This is a genomic window from Ihubacter massiliensis (genome assembly GCF_024125305.1).
GTDB classification, from domain to species: Bacteria; Bacillota; Clostridia; order Peptostreptococcales; family Anaerovoracaceae; genus Hominibacterium; species Hominibacterium faecale.
The window spans coordinates 3,150,213-3,167,187 of record NZ_JAMXVH010000001.1 but is presented as its reverse complement, the minus strand read 5'-3'; the positions used below and the strand labels follow the sequence as shown (position 1 = coordinate 3,167,187).

Sequence of the window (16,975 nt, the reverse complement as noted above, 5' to 3'; positions counted from 1 at the left end):
TTGTACAAGCCTGGAGCTATTATACCTTACGCCAATATTTTCCTTTGTCGAAATCCGATAGAAAATACCAGTTTTTTTGCGACAAATTTCGAGAAGCTGCGGGACTCGTGCTTTGAGCTGTTCAGATAGGAATGTCAAAGGGGAGGCGGGGACGGTGCGGGACAGGCAGGGCGGAAAAAATTGACTTGCACCTCCAGTTCCTGTATCATATGAGCAACGGTTTTATCCCCATGCTGCTGACCGCTTATAATGGCCGGGCAGGCTGCGTAACATTGAGAGGAACCCTAGACATGATAGAAGTAAGGAATTTAACAAAACGGTACGGAAAATTTATTGCCAATAATAATCTGTCCCTGACGGTAAAGCCCGGTGAGCTTACCGTGCTGCTGGGCCCCAACGGAGCAGGAAAGTCCACCTTGATCAAATGCATCTGTGGGCTGCTGCGTTTTGAAGGCGCTATTACCATAAACGGATATGACAACCGCAGCAAAGAGGCCAAGCAGCAGCTGGGATACATCCCGGAGATGCCGGCCCTCTACCCCATGCTGACCGTACAGGAACATATGGAATTTATTGCCCGCGCTTACCAGCTGAAAGACTGGAAACCTCAGGCATCCCAGCTGTTGCGGCGCTTTGAACTTGATGATAAGCAAAACAAGCTGGGTAAAGAGCTGTCCAAAGGCATGCAGCAAAAAGTAAGCATTTGCTGCGCAGCCCTGACCAATCCCAGAGCCGTCATTTTCGACGAACCTCTTGTGGGCCTGGACCCCCATGCGATCAGGGAATTGAAGAGCTTGATCGCAGAATTGAAAAAGGATGGGTGTGCTATGATCGTTTCGACTCACATGATCGAAAGCGTAGAAGAAAATTGGGATACCACCTGTATCATGACAGGCGGACGTATCGCACGGGCCTGCCGCAGAGAGGACCTGGACAGCGGCAGCGATTTGGAAGATCTGTATTTTTCCATCACGGAAGGTAGCGGGGAGGAGAAAGCATGAGCAGCCACTTTTATTTGTTTCGTACCAGTTTGAAAAATAGAATAAAAGCCGTGATCCACAAGCCGGCCAAGCTGGTGCTTTATCTTTTGGTGTTCGCTGCCATCGGCGGGGCTTTGGCGACCACCCTTTTGGGCTCCGGGCAGATGAATCATGCGTATCCAACATCTTATTTACTACCCATTTATTTTGCCTTTCTGCTGCTCTTTTACGGCCTGGCCGTCCAGAAGGGCCTTTCATCAGGCGATACCATTTTTGAAATGAGCGACGTTAATCTTCTCTTCGTATCGCCGGTCAATCCCAGGGCAACCCTGCTCTATGGGCTGATCCGCATGGCGGGAATGTCATTTTTTGCAGGATTTTTTCTGCTGTTTCAGAGCAGCACGCTTGCTAGTTTTGGAGTAGGATTCGACGGCGTACTGATTCTCTTTGGCGCTTTTATCCTGGCCACCATCGTTTTCACCCTGCTATCGCTGGTCATATACAGCGTTACCAACGGAAGGCCCCGCAGAAAACGGACGGTACGGATCCTGGCAGTCGCCGTATTCGTGCCCCTGCTCATCTATACTGTCTTTCAGATTGCCGCCCATGGCAGCATGGCTACGGGCATCATCATCCAGTCCCCTCTTCTAGCCGCCACCCCGCTCGTAGGCTGGGCATCGGCCGGGGCCATCGCTTTGATCCAGGGCAGTATGGCGGCAGGGCTGGCTTGGCTGGGGCTTTTGGCCGCTGCGGGGGCAGTCCTGTTCCTCTATATCCTGTTCAGCCGTTCCGATTACTATGAAGATGTGCTGGTGGCTACCGAAACCAGCTTTGAGCGGAAACGGGCAGCAGCGGAAGGCGACGTACAGGCAGCCGGTTCCACAACGGCCAAGGTGAAAGTAACCAAAACCGGCCTCAGCGGCCTGGGACCGCAGGTCCTTTTTTACAAACACATGCGTGAAACCTTCCGCAAAAACCGCTTTGGCTTTTTCAGTTTGTATATGCTGGTTGCTGCCGTAATCATCATCACAGTCTCTTTCTTCCTGCGGGATAGTCTGGGTCTGCTCACCTTGGTGCAGATACTCATGTGGATGCAGGTGTTCATGATCGGCACCGGACGGGGTCTGATGGAACTCTATTCCCATTATATTTACATGATTCCTGCCTCGCCCTTTCAAAAACTCATCTGGAGCAACATGGAGATGATGCTGAAAATCGTTGTCGAAAGCGTCTTGTTCTTAGGAATCCCCGCTTTCATCCTGGGCAGCAGCCCGGCCCTCACCTTTATAAGCATGCTGCCTTACATTCTTTTCTCGTTGCTGCTGCTGGCAATCAATTTTTTGTCCCTGCGGTGGACCCAGGCCAATCTCTCACAGGGACTTTTGCTGATCGTGTACTTCTTTGTTGTCATTCTTTTCATGATCCCGGGCCTGGCGGCAGCCATGGCCGTATTCTACTTGGTCGGCGGACCAGCAGCCATGGTAATCGCCCTTGGGGCACTCTCCGCTTGGGAACTGGCGGCGGCCCTGATCTGCTTCGTTTTATCCAGGCAGGTTCTGCACAACTGCGATATGCCTACCGTCAAAAAGTAGCCGCTCCCGGAGGGGATCCATTACTTGATTCCAAAAAAGCGCATCGCGTTTTCCTTGGTTTGAGCTGCCGTCTGCTCCAGCGGGATGCCTTTGATCTCCGCCACTTTCTTTGCCGTGTATTCCACATAGGGCGGAATATTGCGCTTGCCGCGGAACGGTTCCGGGGTCAAGTAGGGAGAATCGGTTTCTACAAGTAGCACCTCCAGCGGAAGCTCTTCCACTACGCCCGCCGTCTTTTTGTTATTCTTGTAGGTCACCGGCCCGGCAATGGAAATGGTAGCGCCCAGCTTGACATACTGCTTGCCCAGCTCCCTGCTTCCTGAAAAGCAGTGGAGCAGGACGCGGGCATCCCCGCTGCCATCATAGCGGGTCGGAAACCAGCCTTTCCTTTCCTGAGAAAAAGCACCTTCCTCTTTGAGAATATCCATCACTTCCTGATCCGCTTCCCGGGCATGGATCACAATGGGCATTTTCAGCTCGTTGGCCAGCTTGATCTGCTGGCGGAACCAGTATCGCTGGATATCCCGGTCTGAATAATCGTAGTGGAAATCCAGCCCGATCTCTCCAATGGCCTGGACCTTATCTTTTTTCGCCAGCCCTTTTATCATGGCCAGCTGCATCTCGTCCATATCCTTTGTGTCATGGGGGTGGCATCCCACCGCCGCGTAGCACCAGGGCAGACGTTGGGCGTGTTTTACCGCCATCGCCGAGCTTTCCAGGTTAAACCCAATGTCCATCACATAATCCAGGTTGGACGCTTCAATCTTTTCGATCAGCGCCTGACGTTCTTCCTCTGTAAAGGATTCATTGTTTATATGCGCATGGGAATCAAACAACATTTTCTCATTCCTCCAATCTCCCTATCGTTTCAAACACTTGATTACTTCCAGCTGTATTCATAAAATTGGCCGTTGAAATACAGGTAAAGCTGGACTCCGCCGCTCTTCCATTCAGAGGGAACTTCTATGATCGCATGTACCAGCCTCTTTTCGCCCGGCTTTAAGTCCACCAAGTCCTTTAGATTCTTGTTGTCCTTGGTTTCCGTAACCACATACCCGTAACAGGTTTTCTCTCCTTTTACTGCCCGCGCGCCGACAAAGTTCACATCCGGGCACTTTTCCTTTTGCAGGTTTTCGGCCTCAATCTGAATGTCCAGCAAAACCGTATCCGGTTTCTTAGGCGTAAAGTATGTATATCCGTCGTATTTGGACGCCTTGGTCGGCTCTACCCTTTTGCCGGTATCCACCTTTTTCAAAGTAATTTCTCCGTATCCATCAGCTGTAACGGCTTTGTCCTTTTTCAGCGGAAGGGTCTGATCGATGTTCTTGCTGGTATCCAGCTTCAAATGGTAAATATCATATTTCTCGTAGTCATCGTTGTCAAAGGTCAGCTCCACCTCAGCGTTTCCTCTTGTCTTTTGCTGGCCATCCATGAGAATATAGACCGTGCCTTCCTCCTTGGGGCCGATCGCCTCTCGTGAAGAAAGCAGGGTATCATTGTTGACAAGAAGCAGGTTCTGATAGGACTCGTATTCTTGACCGCCCTGTTTGAGGATGGGCACTGCAAAATTCTGCATCTTGATTTCTTTGTCCGTCAGATTCTTAACGTTTGCCACCAATGCCACATAGGCCGGGTCTTCCATGTCGCCGTTGTACACCCATCCGCTTTCACTGCCCACCGGCGCATAGATTTCGTCGCTGCACATGATGGCGTTGACTGGGGTAAATTCAATATAATTCTCCAGCACTTGGGTTTTTCCCATTCCCAGATCAATGTCTTCCGGTCCGCAGGAGCACAGGGCAATAGCTGCAAAAATTGCTGCAAACAGCAGCGCGATCCTTTTCTTTTTCATATTCACGTTCCTCCTGAAAAAAAGCGGGCCGTCAAAGCGGCCCGCCCGATACCCATTAAACGCTATGTTACTGGATTTCCATCATCGGCAATTGTAGTAACAAATTCACACCGCTGTTTGCCATCCACCACATTATCGGCAAAAAGCAGCATTCCTTTAGATTCCAAGCCTCTCAGTTTTCTCGGCTTGAGGTTGGCAACGACTACCACCTTTCTGCCGACGCATTCTTCAGGCTTGAAGTCCTGAGCGACGCCGGATATGATCTGCCGTTTCTCTGTTCCCATCTTCACCTGGAACACCAGCAGCTTATCGGCTTTTGGATGTTTTTCGCAGGACAGGATCGTTCCTACCCGCAGGTCCAGCTTATCAAAGTCATCGTATTCGATCTGATCCTTTAATTCCAGAGGAATATTTTCATCCTCACCGCCGCCCTTGAGCGCTTCCAGCTCTTCCAGTTCCTTTTCAATATCCAGTCTGGGGAAGATTGGATTTCCTTTCTTCACCTGTTCTCCCTGCATCATATCAAAGTTAAAGGCGTCTTCCCAGGCTACGTCCGCATACCACAGACCCAGCTGTTTTCTGATTTCGCCCGATGTGGTGTGCATGAAAGGATAGATCAGGATGGAAACGATTCGCAGCGTTTCCGCCAGATTGTGCAGCACCGTATCCAGACGAGGCTTGTCCGCTTCATTTTTGGCCAGGATCCAAGGTGTATTCTCATCGATATACTTATTGGCCCGCCTTACGGCAACCCAAATCTCCTCCAAAGCCAGGTTGAATTCGAACTTATCCATATGGGCTTCCACCTTGCCTGCGGCGGAAACAGCAATGGACTTCAGATCTTTGTCCGTTTCATCTTCCGGAGCTGTGCTTTCCGGCACGTAGCCGCCGTTATATTTTTCGATCATGGAAACGGTCCTGGAAACCAGGTTGCCCAGGTCGTTGGCCAGATCATAGTTCATTCTCTTGAGCATAACCTCATTGGTAAAAATTCCGTCCTGCCCGAAGGTATATTCCCTCAGCAGGAAGTATTTCAGCGCATCGATGCCGTAGCGGTCGATGAGCTTCACCGGATCTACCACATTTCCCTTGGACTTGGACATTTTGCCGCCTTCCAGCAGCAGCCATCCGTGCCCCCTTACCTGCTTCGGCAGAGGCAGGTCCATGGACATGAGCATAGCCGGCCAGATCACCGTATGGAACCTGACGATCTCTTTGCCCACCAGATGGACATCCACCGGCCAGTATTCGTTGTATAGGTCCGGATCGTCCGGGTAACCCAGGGCCGTAATATAGTTGGTGAGCGCATCCAGCCATACATAGATCACGTGCTTTTCATCGATGGGAACCGGGATTCCCCAGTCAAAGGTGGATCTGGATATGCACAAATCCTCAAGGCCCTGCTTAACAAAGGCGATCATCTCGTTTCTTCTGCTGTCTGGCTGGAGGAAGTCCGGGTTGTTTTCAAACAGGTCTAGAAGTCTGTCCTCATATTTGGAAAGGCGGAAGAAATAGGCCTCTTCCTTGGCCTTCTCCACCGGACGTCCGCAGTCTGGGCACTTTCCGTCCACCAACTGGCTTTCCGTCCAGAAGGATTCACAAGGGGTACAATACATACCTTCGTATTCGCCCTTGTAGATATCGCCCTTTTCATAAAGCTCCATAAATATTTTCTGAACCCGCTCTACGTGGCGGGGTTCTGTGGTTCTGATAAAATCGTCGTTGGAAATTTCCATCGTCTCCCACAGGTCTTTGATGCCGTCTACGATCTTGTCTACGTATTCCTGCGGTGAAACGCCCTGCTCGGCGGCGATGGTCTGGATTTTCTGTCCGTGTTCGTCCGTACCTGTCAAAAACCGCACGTCATAGCCTGACAAACGTTTAAAGCGCGCCATGGCATCCGCCATTACGGTGCAATAGGTATGTCCTATATGAAGGTTGGAACTCGGATAGTAGATAGGCGTTGTAATATAATATTTGCCCTTTTTCTCTGTCATTTTCAATCATTCCTTTCTTACGCCAGCTGCAAATGAGCAGCAGCGGTGTTTGCAGCATGCCAGCCGTACCTGGGCACGCTCGGGCATGTCCATTCGTGAGGCGGACCGCCGTAGTTATTAGAATATCATGGTTTAGTGGTGTCCGTCAATCAAGGCTAAAATCTTTTTCAAAAAAGTGTTGACAGACCTGAAAGATTCCTGTATACTCTTGGTTAGTTAAAGCTAACCACCTGTTGAACAAGTCGCTTATGGAATTTGCTAGGTTCCATATTTTTTACCCTATTTGGTTAGCATAAACTAACTTTCAGGATCAGGAGGAACTCATGTTAGATAAGCATCTGGTTGCACATTGCTCGCCAACCTTAGCGGGACTGAAAAGTGCCAATATATTTAATTACTCTTTCAAATCAATAAAACTTTTAGAGCAGCAGCTAGCGCTTCTCCGCGCCGATCTTCGTCCAAAAGGCGTATCCCTCCGTGTGCTGCGCAGATCAGGAAAACGTGCCCTGATCTATGTGTACCGCAGCGCCAGGGTCCAGAAAGAATTACAAAGACGGGGTGTTTTGGACTTCCTTTCAAACTATGGCTACGAAACGGACCGGCTCGAACATTGTTTGCAATATCTCAGTGTGCGCATATCTTCTCACCTGGAATTTCCTCACGAGATCGGTCTGTTTCTGGGCTACCCTCTCGACGACGTTAAAGGATTCATCGACAACAAGGGCAGAAACAGCCGCTGCTGCGGCTGCTGGAAGGTTTATTGCAACGAATGTGAAGCGGAAAAACTTTTTGCCCGATTTGAAAAGTGCAGGTCCATATATTGGAATTTATTTAACCGCGGCAAGTCGGTCGTTCAGCTGACCGTAGCCGCATAAAAACTTGGTGCATCACTGGCGTAAAGCCGGTTTTGTAAATACATAAGTCATAAATGAAATCATGTAAGCGTCTGCGTCGCAGGCGCTTGTCTCCTTTTTTGGGCGGCAGCTCCTTGCCGCTCTCCAAAACAAAAATGTTCGCAAATCCTATTCGAAACCGGCCTTTTTGCAGGCAATGTCCATATAAAATGGCGTAAAATCACTCTGTTGTCTGCTTCAATTTGGTTGTTATATGCGGCTAACCGCATATAAATTGCCAGCACTCGCATCTATGCAGCAAACAAATGGATTTCCTCCACTTTGCTTGCTGAAAAAACAGCAAAACGACCTGTTTTTCTATGGACTTTGCCTCTAAATCAGGCCATTTCGAACAGAAATCAGTAAAAAAAGTTTTTTGGCCTGCCTGGCCGACCCGGCAGGATCCGGCTTCCGTACAACACAGGATGCTCCGATGTTCAAGGCCCGGCACTTCTTCACACCGTCTCTTACAAAAAGATTTTAACCCCAAAATACCCCAGCACGATCACGCCTAAAACAATCCGGTACCATCCGAAAACTTTAAAATCATGTTTCTTAATATAACTCATCAAGAATTTGATGGCAGCCATGGAAACGAGAAACGCCACCACCATGCCGTTGAGCAAAAGCATGGATTCCTCGCCGGTAAAGTGCATCCCGAATTTCACCAGCTTGAGAAGGCTGGCACCGAACATAACCGGAATCGCCAAAAAAAAGGTGAATTCCGCCGCTGCTGTCCGGCTGACGCCGATCAGAAGTCCCCCCAGGATGGTGGCGCCGGACCTGGACGTGCCGGGGAAAACGGCCGCGATCAGCTGGAACACCCCGATAATCAATGCTTGTTTGTAAGTCAGATCATCGATGCTGTTCACCTTGGGGACAGCACTTTTATTGCGGTTTTCGATGACAATAAACAGGATGCCGAAAAGGATCAGCATGATGGCGACCGTCTGATAATTATAAAACCATGCGTTGAGCACGTCGTCCAAAAGCAGTCCCACTACAGCCGCCGGCACGCAAGCGACGATAATCTTCACCCACATGATCCAGGTCTTTTTGCTGGTGGGGATCAGCCTCCGCCAATAAATGACAACCACGGCCAGGATCGCCCCCAGCTGTATGACAACCAGAAACATTTCCAGAAACTCCGGCGTTACCTTCATTTTGATAAATTCATCCACCAGGATCATGTGGCCGGTACTGCTGATGGGCAGCCACTCGGTTATGCCTTCCACAATCCCCAGGACAATCGCTTTTATGATTTCAATCTCCATTTCCCTTCCCCTTCCGATTAATGATGAAACAGTCTCAGCCCTGTGAAGGCCATTGTAATTCCGTATTTATTGCAGGTCTCGATGACATGATCGTCCCGCACTGATCCGCCAGCCTGGGCAATATATGAAACTCCGCTCTTATGGGCCCGCTCGATGTTGTCGCCGAAGGGGAAGAAGGCATCCGATCCCAGCGATACGCCGTCCAGCTTTTCCTGCCACGCTTTTCTCTCTTCCCTGGTCAGCACGTCCGGTTTTTCAGTGAAAAACTGCTGCCATGTCCCGTCCCGCAAGACGTCGTCATAGTCGTCGGAAATATACACGTCGATGGTGTTATCCCGATCAGCTCTTCGGATCCCTTCTTTAAAGGGAAGGGCCATAACTTTTGGATGCTGGCGCAGGAACCAGGTGTCAGCCTTGTTGCCCGCAAGTCTGGTGCAGTGTATGCGGGACTGCTGTCCGGCGCCGATGCCGATGGCCTGGCCGTCTTTTACATAACAAACCGAATTGGACTGGGTATATTTGAGGGTGATCAGCGCGATCAAAAGATCCCGCTTTGCTTCTTGGGGAAGTTCTTTGTTATCGGTGGGAATCTGCTCCAAGAGAGCCTCCGTGATGGGTGCATTGTTTCTGCCTTGTTCAAAAGTGATGCCGAACACCTCCTTGGTTTCCTGCTGGTGCGGGGTGTAGTCCGGATCGATCTGGATCACCAAATAGCTGCCCTTTCGTTTGCTTTTTAAGATTTCCAGCGCTTTTTCAGAATAGGACGGAGCAATGATGCCGTCAGAAACTTCCCGTTTTAAGAATTCCGCGGTCTGCTCGTCGCATTCATCCGACAAGGCCACAAAATCACCGTAAGATGACATGCGGTCTGCGCCTCTGGCTCTTATGTAGGCGGTGGCCACATCAGAAAGCTTTGCGCCTTCAACAAAATAAATCTTTTTTAAGGTCTCGGAAAGCGGCGTACAGACCGCTGCTCCTGCCGGGCTGACATGTTTGAAGGATGCAGCTGCCGCCATTCCGGTCGCCTGCTTTAACTCCTTTACCAGCTGCCAGCTGTTGAAGGCATCCAAAAGGTTGATATATCCGGGACGTCCGTTTAAAATGGCAATGGGAAGTTCGCCTTCCTTCGTATAGATTTTTGCTGGTTTTTGATTGGGATTGCATCCGTATTTTAATTCCAGTTCTTTCACGTTCTATTCTCCTCTCAGCGCTGCGCGCATGGTTTGTAACACTCTAAGGAATATATTAGCGGATATAGTCTCCATTGTCAAAAATATTGATTGCTTTTTTATTTATAATCTGTCATACTTTAATAAATGATATCTAAAATTATATTAGGAGATATTTATTATGATTACACGTACTTTCAATCCACGAGATTACTGGAGCTTCTGGACCCACTTCATCGGCGCGGTCCTGGCCGTTTTTTCCGCGTTTTTGCTCATGTTTTTCCACACCAGTGAACATTCATGGTCCTTTCTCGTTTTCGCATTGTCGCTGATCGCCCTTTATTCCTGCAGCAGCATCTATCATTATGTCCGCGGGCCTGAAAGCCGGGTTCAGAGGCTGCGCAAGCTGGATCATTCGATGATTTATGTCCTCATCGCCGGAACCTATACTCCGGTACTGGCCAATTGTATGGATGCGGACAAAGGACGCATATGGTTGATTGCTGTCTGGGGCGTGGCCATTGTTGGGATTATTCTCAAGGTCTGCTGGCTCAACGGACCCCGCTGGCTGTACACTTCGCTCTACCTGATTATGGGCTGGGCCATCGTTTTTCAGATTGGTTCTCTTACCGTATCGACAGACTTTGTTTACTGGCTGGCCGCAGGAGGGATCCTCTACTCGGTCGGCGCTGTCATGTACATAGTAAAAAAACCGAACATCTTTGCGACATTCGGCTTTCATGAAATCTTTCATATATTTATTCTGTTAGGCTCTTTATGCCATTTTCTTGCAATCTTTTTATATGTCTGAATGCTCCTTACAATAATTTGATAAAAATGTCCGTAACTCAGCCTCTGTGCCCAACATACACTTCTCGCTGCTGATATAAGATGCTGCGTCTTTCCAGCTCTGGAGGGAGTAAAGGTTATAGGGTATGGTCTCGATGACTCTGCCGATCTCGGGCAGCTTGCAGGGCTGGTGCAAGTCAGACAGAAACATGCATCCGGTTTTGTTTGCGATTTCTTCCAACAATATGTCGCTGTCTTCCATGGTAACCATCACCTCCTGCATTTGCCTGGTCAGAAAATCAGACTTTTTTAACCACCTTGCTTTATATGGTACATAGAGTAAAATCGTCATAAATCGAGGGAAAAACCTACTAAAAAAAGTATATCACGGCTGGCGAAATTTGTCTACTTTTTTCGCCAGGTATGTCGGATGCTATCACGAAGGTTTATGCCTACAGCCAGTCTTTGGTCCATTTGAAAAAAGTGTTATGGGTCACATTCAGACGCCTCGCCGCTTCCCTGCCGCTGATTTTCCCCGATCTCCACATTTCGCATAAAAAAAAGAAATCCTCTGGGATTTGTTTTTGCGGCCTGCCGAAGCGGACTCCCCGAGCCTTGGCTGCCGCAATGCCTTCGTTCTGCCTCTGGCGTATATTCTCCCGTTCCGTCTGCGCAACATAGCTGAGCAGCTGCAGCACGATATCTGCGATCAGTGTTCCCGTCAAGTCCTTGGTCCCCTGTGTATTGAGCAGCGGCATGTCCAGCACCGCCACGTTCACCTGTTTTTCCTTGGTCAGAATCCGCCATTGTTCCAAAATCTCCTCATAATTGCGCCCCAGCCGGTCAATGGATTTTATCGCCAGCACATCTCCCGGCTTTAATTTCCGCAAAAGCCGTTTGTATTGGGGCCGGTTAAAATCCTTGCCGCTCTGCTTGTCCAAATAAATATGGGCGTCCGGAACAGCAAATTCCTTTAGTGCGATCATCTGCCGATCTTCGTTTTGTTCCCGCGTAGATACTCTCGCGTACCCGTAAACTTGGTTCATAATCTCACAGCTCTCCTTTCCTTTTTTTCGTTAGTATGTCCAACTCAATACCGAATCACACATGCGGTAAAAGCAGTAATCATCCGCCGAAGGCAGCGGATACCTCCAGCTAGTATGACATTTTGACTAATTAGGGAAAATTTTATTAGAAGGTTTCATTTTTTTCGCAAAGTTATGGGTTTGCGAGACCTGATATTGAGAAGAAGCAGGTTTTGATGCTTGCAGCTAAGTTTGATAGGGAGCAATCGTTGAAAATTGCGTAAAAATCAAAATTTATTTTAATTATTTTCCGGAAAAGCGATGACGTCTGAAATTCAACATATGCGCTTTAGTTTACCATAATCTTCAATAGTCCTTCTTCAGCAGAAAGTCTGCTAAATGCATAATTTTGACACCATTTACATTGCCGGCGGCCAGTTCGTCAAGTGTTACGATATACTTCGGGTAATGGTCTTTGATTTCAAGAAGATTGGCAAGCTCTCTGTCAGATTCCTCCGGCAGTCTGCGGCACACCTGAACATAAATTCGTTCGTCACGCCGTATCGCCACAAAATCAATTTCTTTGGTTTCGTTTTTTCCGATATAAACTTGGTATCCTTTTCGGCGCAATTCAAAGTACACGATGTTTTCAAGCATCGCTGCAATGGACTTGGGATTGAATCCCATTATGCAGTATTTAAGAGAAGCATCGGCAAGATAGAATTTTTCCTGCGTTTTTAATACCGATTTTCCTTGTAGATCATAGCGTGAGCAACGGTAGATTACAAAAGCTTTTTCTAACCATTGAAGATAATTATACACGGCTTCGACGGAGAGCGCGCGTCCCTCGCTTTTCAGGAATTTCACGATAGCATTGGCTGAAAAAGTTTTGCCTACATTTTCAACAATATACTTTACAACCCGGTTGAATAAATCAAAGTTGGTTATGTTATGCCGCCTGGTGATATCATTTGTAATCACAGAATTGTAGATTCCCTCCACAATCTGATATGCGGATTGTTCGTCAAAGCTGCTGCGAGCGACAATGGGAAAACCGCCCATACGGATATATTCATTCAAAAGTTCTTTCACGGAAAGGCCACTTGACTTTTTGAAATCCAGATATTCGGCAAAAGACAGCGTAAACACCGGAATCGAAATGTATCTGCCTGTTAAATAGGTCGATATTTCACTTGACAGCAATTTTGAGTTTGAGCCAGTCACATAAATATCGGTATTTGCATTTTCAAGCAGGCTGTTGACCGCTTTTTCCCACCCGTCAATTTCCTGCACCTCGTCCAGCAGAAGATAGTACCGGCTGTCATCAACCATTTTTTCTTTGATACTGTTATGCATATCCTTATCTGTCATACCATCGTCAAAATCTTCCGAGGTATAGCGCATACTGATAATATGATCTGCTGGAATGCCGCTGCTTTGCAGATCATCCCGCAGCATTTCGAAAATCGTGGATTTGCCGCAGCGCCGAACTCCCGCCAGTATTTTGACAAGCGGCACATCCCGATATGTTTTCAGCATGTCCATATAGTTTGATCGGATAATCATAATATTGACCCCCTTAATTCTTAGACAGCGGCAATCAACCTACTCCATCTTTATTATGATTATATCCAAAAACTTTATAAAAATAAATAGTTTTTACGCTAAATTCGAAAAAACTTGACAAAGGATTTAAGTTTTAATTTTATTCTACATTTAACACAAATAAATATACCAGTACATTCAGTAGCGCTCCCACAATAGACAATATGATCGGAACAATGGCAGCATTTTGATAAAACGGAAAATATAAAAAACGTGTGCATGACGGAATAAAATATGACCATGCGCGAGCGTTTCAACTCTTGCATGGTCATTTTCGCTTTACACCGCTTGAAGATTGATTTGCCGCTATCGATCCAGTTTAAGTTCCAGATAGTCTTTAATAATCTTCACGATATTTTCTATAGAAATGTAGCCGCTGTCAATGCACAAATTGTAGTTTACCGGGTCTCCCCATTTGCGGCCGGTATGATAATTATAGTAATTGGCACGAGCCTTATCCGTGTCGTTCATGATTTTTTTAACATCCTTTTCGGGCACTCCGTACTCTTCTACAGCCCGTTTGATCTTATCCTCTGCCTCCGCGTAGATAAAGATGTTGGTTGCACCTTGAATACCTCGAAGAACATAATCGGCACATCTTCCGACAATAACGCAGGAGCCCTCATCTGCAATCTTACGGATAGTATCAAACTGAGCCAAGAAAAAGCGTTCATTCAGAGACAAGCTGTCCGGCCCGGAGTCTCCCGTTCCGAAAGCAGAGGACAGGCTGTAAAAGAAACTGTTTTTCGCTTTCATCTCCGCCTCTTCCATCATCTCTCTGGAAAAGCCGCTCTCTTCGGCAATTCTTGAAAGGAGTTCTTTATCATAATAGGGAATCCCTAAATCGTCAGCCAAACGTCTTCCGATCAATCTGCCCCCGCTTCCAAACTCACGGCTGATGGTTATAATTTGCTTTTTCATAACGTTGCCTCCCTTGATTTATTTTTTCTATTATAACAGATTTGAGTTGATTATTCCAATATCATTTCTGTACTGCATTCCATCAAAGGAGATTCGTTTTACATTATCAAAAGCTTTTTCCCTGGCCTGCTCATGGGTATTACCTATGGCAGTGACGCCCAAGACTCTGCCGCCGGAAGTCACCACCGCGCTGCGGCAGGACTGTTCATCACAGATATGTTCGGAAGCCGTTCCTGCATGAAATACAACCACGTCACTATCCACTTTTTCCAGTCCCGTAATTTCCTTTCCTTTTTCGTAGCTTCCCGGATAACCTCCGGAAGCCAGAACAACGCAGACTGCTTTCTTATCGCTCCACGTTATCTCTACGTCGGCCAGCCGGTTTTCCGTCACAGCCAGGAAGATGTCCAGCAGATCGCTGTCCAGTCTGGCCAGAACCGACTGAGCCTCTGGATCGCCGAAACGATTGTTGAATTCAATCACCTTGGGGCCGTCCTTGGAGATCATCAGACCGATGAACAGCACGCCTTTAAAATCAAGCCCGTCCGACTGAAAGCCTTTGAGGGTTGGAATCAGAATCTCCTCACGAATCTGCTCTTCCAGCGCATTATCAAACACCAGACTTGGAGAATAGGTTCCCATTCCACCCGTATTGGGTCCCTGATCACCGTCGTAAATCCGTTTGTAATCCTGAGCTGACTCCATGGGGACGATGGTATGTTCATCAACAAAGCACAGCATGGAAGCTTCCACACCGGTCAGAAATTCTTCTACCACCACTTTATCACCGGCGCTGCCGAAAACCCGGTCGCCCATCATCTCTTCAATGGCTTTTTTCGCATCTTCTTCGTTTTCCGCAATCACAACACCTTTGCCAGCAGCCAGACCGTCGGCTTTCAAAACCATCGGGTAGCCGAACAAGCCTGCCGCCTCTAAAAGCTCCTGCTTGTCTGTGAATTCTTTATATCCGGCCGTGGGAATCTGGTGCCGCTCCAAAAAGCTTTTGGTAAAGGCCTTGCTGGCTTCCAACTGGGAGCATTTTTTGTTGGGGCCAAAGACGGTGATTCCGGTTTTCTCCAGTTCGTCCACAATCCCCATTGCCAGCGGAACTTCCGGTCCGATTACGGCCAGGTCCACCTGATTTTCTTTGGCAAAGGCGCATATGCCTTCTATATCTTCAGCCTTAATAGGCACGCATTCTGCGTCCAGGGCAATGCCCGCGTTGCCGGGGGCACAATAAATTTTATCAACTTTCGGGCTTTGGGCCAGCTTCCACACAATAGCGTGTTCTCTGCCGCCTCCGCCCACTACCAGTACTCTCATATTCCTCTCCTGCAATTAATGTTTGAAATGACGGACTCCGCAAAATACCATGGCGATTCCCAGCTCATTGGCTTTATCGATGGATTCCTGATCCCGCATGGAGCCGCCCGGCTGAATAATGGCTGTGATCCCGGCTTTTGCCCCTGCGGTTACACAGTCATCAAAGGGGAAGAAGGCATCCGATGCCAGCACTGCGCCCTGCAGCGGAGCGTTCGCCTGACGAATGGCATTCTCCACCGCCCAAATGCGGTTCACCTGGCCAGGCCCGATACCGAGGGTGGCCTGGTCTTTGGCAATGACGATGCCGTTGGATTTGATGTGCTTCACCACTTTCATGGCCAGCCGCATGTCCTCCATTTCCTTATCCGTCGGAATACGGTCGGTCACAACCTTTAATTCCGCTTCATCAAAGAGCACATCGTCGGTTCCCTGCACCAGGAGGCCGCCGCTGACTTTCTTAATATCGATCTCTCCTGCAGGACCTTTCTTGTCGATGCCCTCCAGCTTGAGCAGACGGATGTTCTTTTTCTGGGTCAGAACAGTCATCGCTTCCTCAGTAAAGTCCGGGGCAATGACAATCTCGATAAAGATTTTATTGATTTCCTCAGCCGTCGGCCCGTCGATGGCCCGATTGGCTGCTACGATGCCTCCGAAGATGGAGGTCGGATCGCACGCATATGCTTTTTTATAAGCGCTCAAAATATCAAATCCTGTTCCAACGCCGCACGGGTTGGCGTGTTTTACGGCTACCACCGTAGGCTCTGTGAACTCTTTCAGCACTGCCAGTGCTCCGTTGGTGTCATTGATATTATTGAAGGAAAGCTCTTTTCCGTGGAGCTGCTGCGCCATAACCAGACTGCCTTCAGCCGGCTTGATCTCTTTATAATAAGAAGCCTTCTGATGGGGGTTTTCTCCGTAACGAAGCTCCTGGACTTTTTCAAAAGTCAGAGTCAGGTTATCCGGCAGCTCACCGTCGATCTCCTTTCTCAGATAGTCGGAAATCATGGCGTCATAGGCAGCCGTATGCTGGAACACCTTCAGCGCCAGCCTGTATTTGGTATCGTAGGAAACCGCCTTGTTTTCTTTCAGCTCTTCGATTACTTTTGCATAGTCGCCAGGGTCGCAGACAACCACCACATCCTTGTGGTTTTTCGCCGCCGAACGGAGCATGGTCGGTCCGCCGATGTCGATATTTTCAATGGCTTCCGGAAGCGTTACCCCCGGCTTTAAAATCGTTTCCTTGAAAGGATATAAATTGATGGCCACGATATCGATGGTTTCAATGTTCAAATCAGCCAGCTGCTTCATATGCTCCGGCTTATCACGCATGGCCAGAATTCCCCCGTGCACGGCAGGGTGAAGGGTTTTGACTCTTCCATCCAGACATTCGGGAAATCCGGTGACTTCCGAAATGCCCATGACCTTCACGCCATTATCGGAGAGCCGCTTGTGGGTCCCCCCGGTGGAAATAATTTCAACGCCCAGCTGTTCAAGCTCCTGTGCGAATTCTACAATTCCGCTTTTATCTGAAACACTCAGTAATGCTCTCATTTTT

Annotated in this window: 15 protein-coding genes; 4 read left to right on the top strand and 11 right to left on the bottom strand. The window is 48.4% G+C overall.

Annotation, left to right across the window (positions count from 1 at the left end; genetic code table 11):
• The first annotated feature begins 290 nt into the window (after positions 1 to 290).
• On the top strand, positions 291 to 1,001 hold the full coding sequence (locus NIA71_RS14680; RefSeq protein ID WP_148397029.1) for an ABC transporter ATP-binding protein: 711 nt from the start codon (positions 291 to 293) through the stop codon (positions 999 to 1,001).
• Entirely contained in the window at positions 998 to 2,572 is a 1,575-nt protein-coding gene (locus NIA71_RS14675) for a putative ABC exporter domain-containing protein (RefSeq protein ID WP_253020798.1), read from the top strand. Before NIA71_RS14680 ends, NIA71_RS14675 begins: the two co-directional genes overlap by 4 nt.
• A 20-nt stretch (positions 2,573 to 2,592) precedes the next feature.
• Here NIA71_RS14675 and NIA71_RS14670 read toward each other — a convergent pair whose 3' ends face one another.
• The 3 genes from NIA71_RS14670 to metG form a co-directional block, all read right to left on the bottom strand.
• Positions 2,593 to 3,411, bottom strand: a complete 819-nt coding sequence (locus NIA71_RS14670) for a TatD family hydrolase (RefSeq protein WP_253020797.1) — start codon at positions 3,409 to 3,411, stop codon at positions 2,593 to 2,595.
• A gap of 41 nt (positions 3,412 to 3,452) precedes the next feature.
• Positions 3,453 to 4,424 carry a hypothetical protein gene (locus tag NIA71_RS14665; RefSeq protein ID WP_253020796.1) on the bottom strand — a complete coding sequence of 324 codons (972 nt, stop codon included), beginning with the start codon at positions 4,422 to 4,424 and terminating at the stop codon, positions 3,453 to 3,455.
• A gap of 62 nt (positions 4,425 to 4,486) precedes the next feature.
• Positions 4,487 to 6,421, bottom strand: a complete 1,935-nt coding sequence (gene metG / locus NIA71_RS14660; protein ID WP_253020795.1) for a methionine--tRNA ligase — start codon at positions 6,419 to 6,421, stop codon at positions 4,487 to 4,489.
• Between the two features lie 323 nt (positions 6,422 to 6,744).
• Here metG and NIA71_RS14655 point away from each other — a divergent pair, with 323 nt between their 5' ends.
• Positions 6,745 to 7,296: a DUF3793 family protein gene (locus NIA71_RS14655; protein ID WP_148397034.1), complete on the top strand. Its 552-nt coding sequence runs from the start codon at positions 6,745 to 6,747 to the stop codon at positions 7,294 to 7,296.
• A gap of 485 nt (positions 7,297 to 7,781) precedes the next feature.
• Here the strand turns inward: NIA71_RS14655 and NIA71_RS14650 are convergent, their stop codons facing one another.
• Both NIA71_RS14650 and NIA71_RS14645 read right to left on the bottom strand, forming a co-directional pair.
• The gene (locus NIA71_RS14650) at positions 7,782 to 8,588 is read right to left on the bottom strand and encodes an undecaprenyl-diphosphate phosphatase (RefSeq protein WP_148397035.1); all 807 of its coding nucleotides are present in this window, start codon (positions 8,586 to 8,588) and stop codon (positions 7,782 to 7,784) included.
• A gap of 17 nt (positions 8,589 to 8,605) precedes the next feature.
• Positions 8,606 to 9,778 (bottom strand): phosphoribosylaminoimidazolecarboxamide formyltransferase, encoded by a 1,173-nt coding sequence (locus NIA71_RS14645; RefSeq protein ID WP_253020794.1) that lies wholly within the window; start codon positions 9,776 to 9,778, stop codon positions 8,606 to 8,608.
• Between the two features lie 160 nt (positions 9,779 to 9,938).
• On the opposite strand from NIA71_RS14645, the gene trhA reads away from it, so the two are divergent.
• Positions 9,939 to 10,568: a PAQR family membrane homeostasis protein TrhA gene (gene trhA / locus NIA71_RS14640; RefSeq protein ID WP_253020793.1), complete on the top strand. Its 630-nt coding sequence runs from the start codon at positions 9,939 to 9,941 to the stop codon at positions 10,566 to 10,568.
• On the opposite strand, the gene NIA71_RS14635 is transcribed toward trhA, so the two are convergent.
• The 6 genes from NIA71_RS14635 to purH all read right to left on the bottom strand — a co-directional run bounded on the left by NIA71_RS14635 (position 10,557) and on the right by purH (position 16,971).
• On the bottom strand, positions 10,557 to 10,817 hold the full coding sequence (locus tag NIA71_RS14635; RefSeq protein WP_253020792.1) for a hypothetical protein: 261 nt from the start codon (positions 10,815 to 10,817) through the stop codon (positions 10,557 to 10,559). The genes trhA and NIA71_RS14635 overlap by 12 nt on opposite strands.
• Positions 10,818 to 10,998: 181 nt before the next feature.
• Entirely contained in the window at positions 10,999 to 11,592 is a 594-nt protein-coding gene (locus NIA71_RS14630; RefSeq protein WP_253020791.1) for a recombinase family protein, read from the bottom strand.
• 345 nt (positions 11,593 to 11,937) lie between these two features.
• A complete protein-coding gene (locus NIA71_RS14625) occupies positions 11,938 to 13,137 on the bottom strand; it encodes an ATP-binding protein (protein ID WP_253020790.1) in 1,200 nt (399 codons plus the stop codon).
• A 345-nt stretch (positions 13,138 to 13,482) separates the two neighbouring features.
• Entirely contained in the window at positions 13,483 to 14,097 is a 615-nt protein-coding gene (locus NIA71_RS14620) for an AAA family ATPase (protein WP_148397041.1), read from the bottom strand.
• 30 nt (positions 14,098 to 14,127) lie between these two features.
• Complete coding sequence (gene purD, locus NIA71_RS14615; RefSeq protein ID WP_253020789.1) at positions 14,128 to 15,420, bottom strand: phosphoribosylamine--glycine ligase; 1,293 nt, start codon at positions 15,418 to 15,420, stop codon at positions 14,128 to 14,130.
• A gap of 15 nt (positions 15,421 to 15,435) precedes the next feature.
• Positions 15,436 to 16,971: a bifunctional phosphoribosylaminoimidazolecarboxamide formyltransferase/IMP cyclohydrolase gene (gene purH / locus NIA71_RS14610; protein ID WP_253020788.1), complete on the bottom strand. Its 1,536-nt coding sequence runs from the start codon at positions 16,969 to 16,971 to the stop codon at positions 15,436 to 15,438.
• Positions 16,972 to 16,975: the final 4 nt, after the last annotated feature.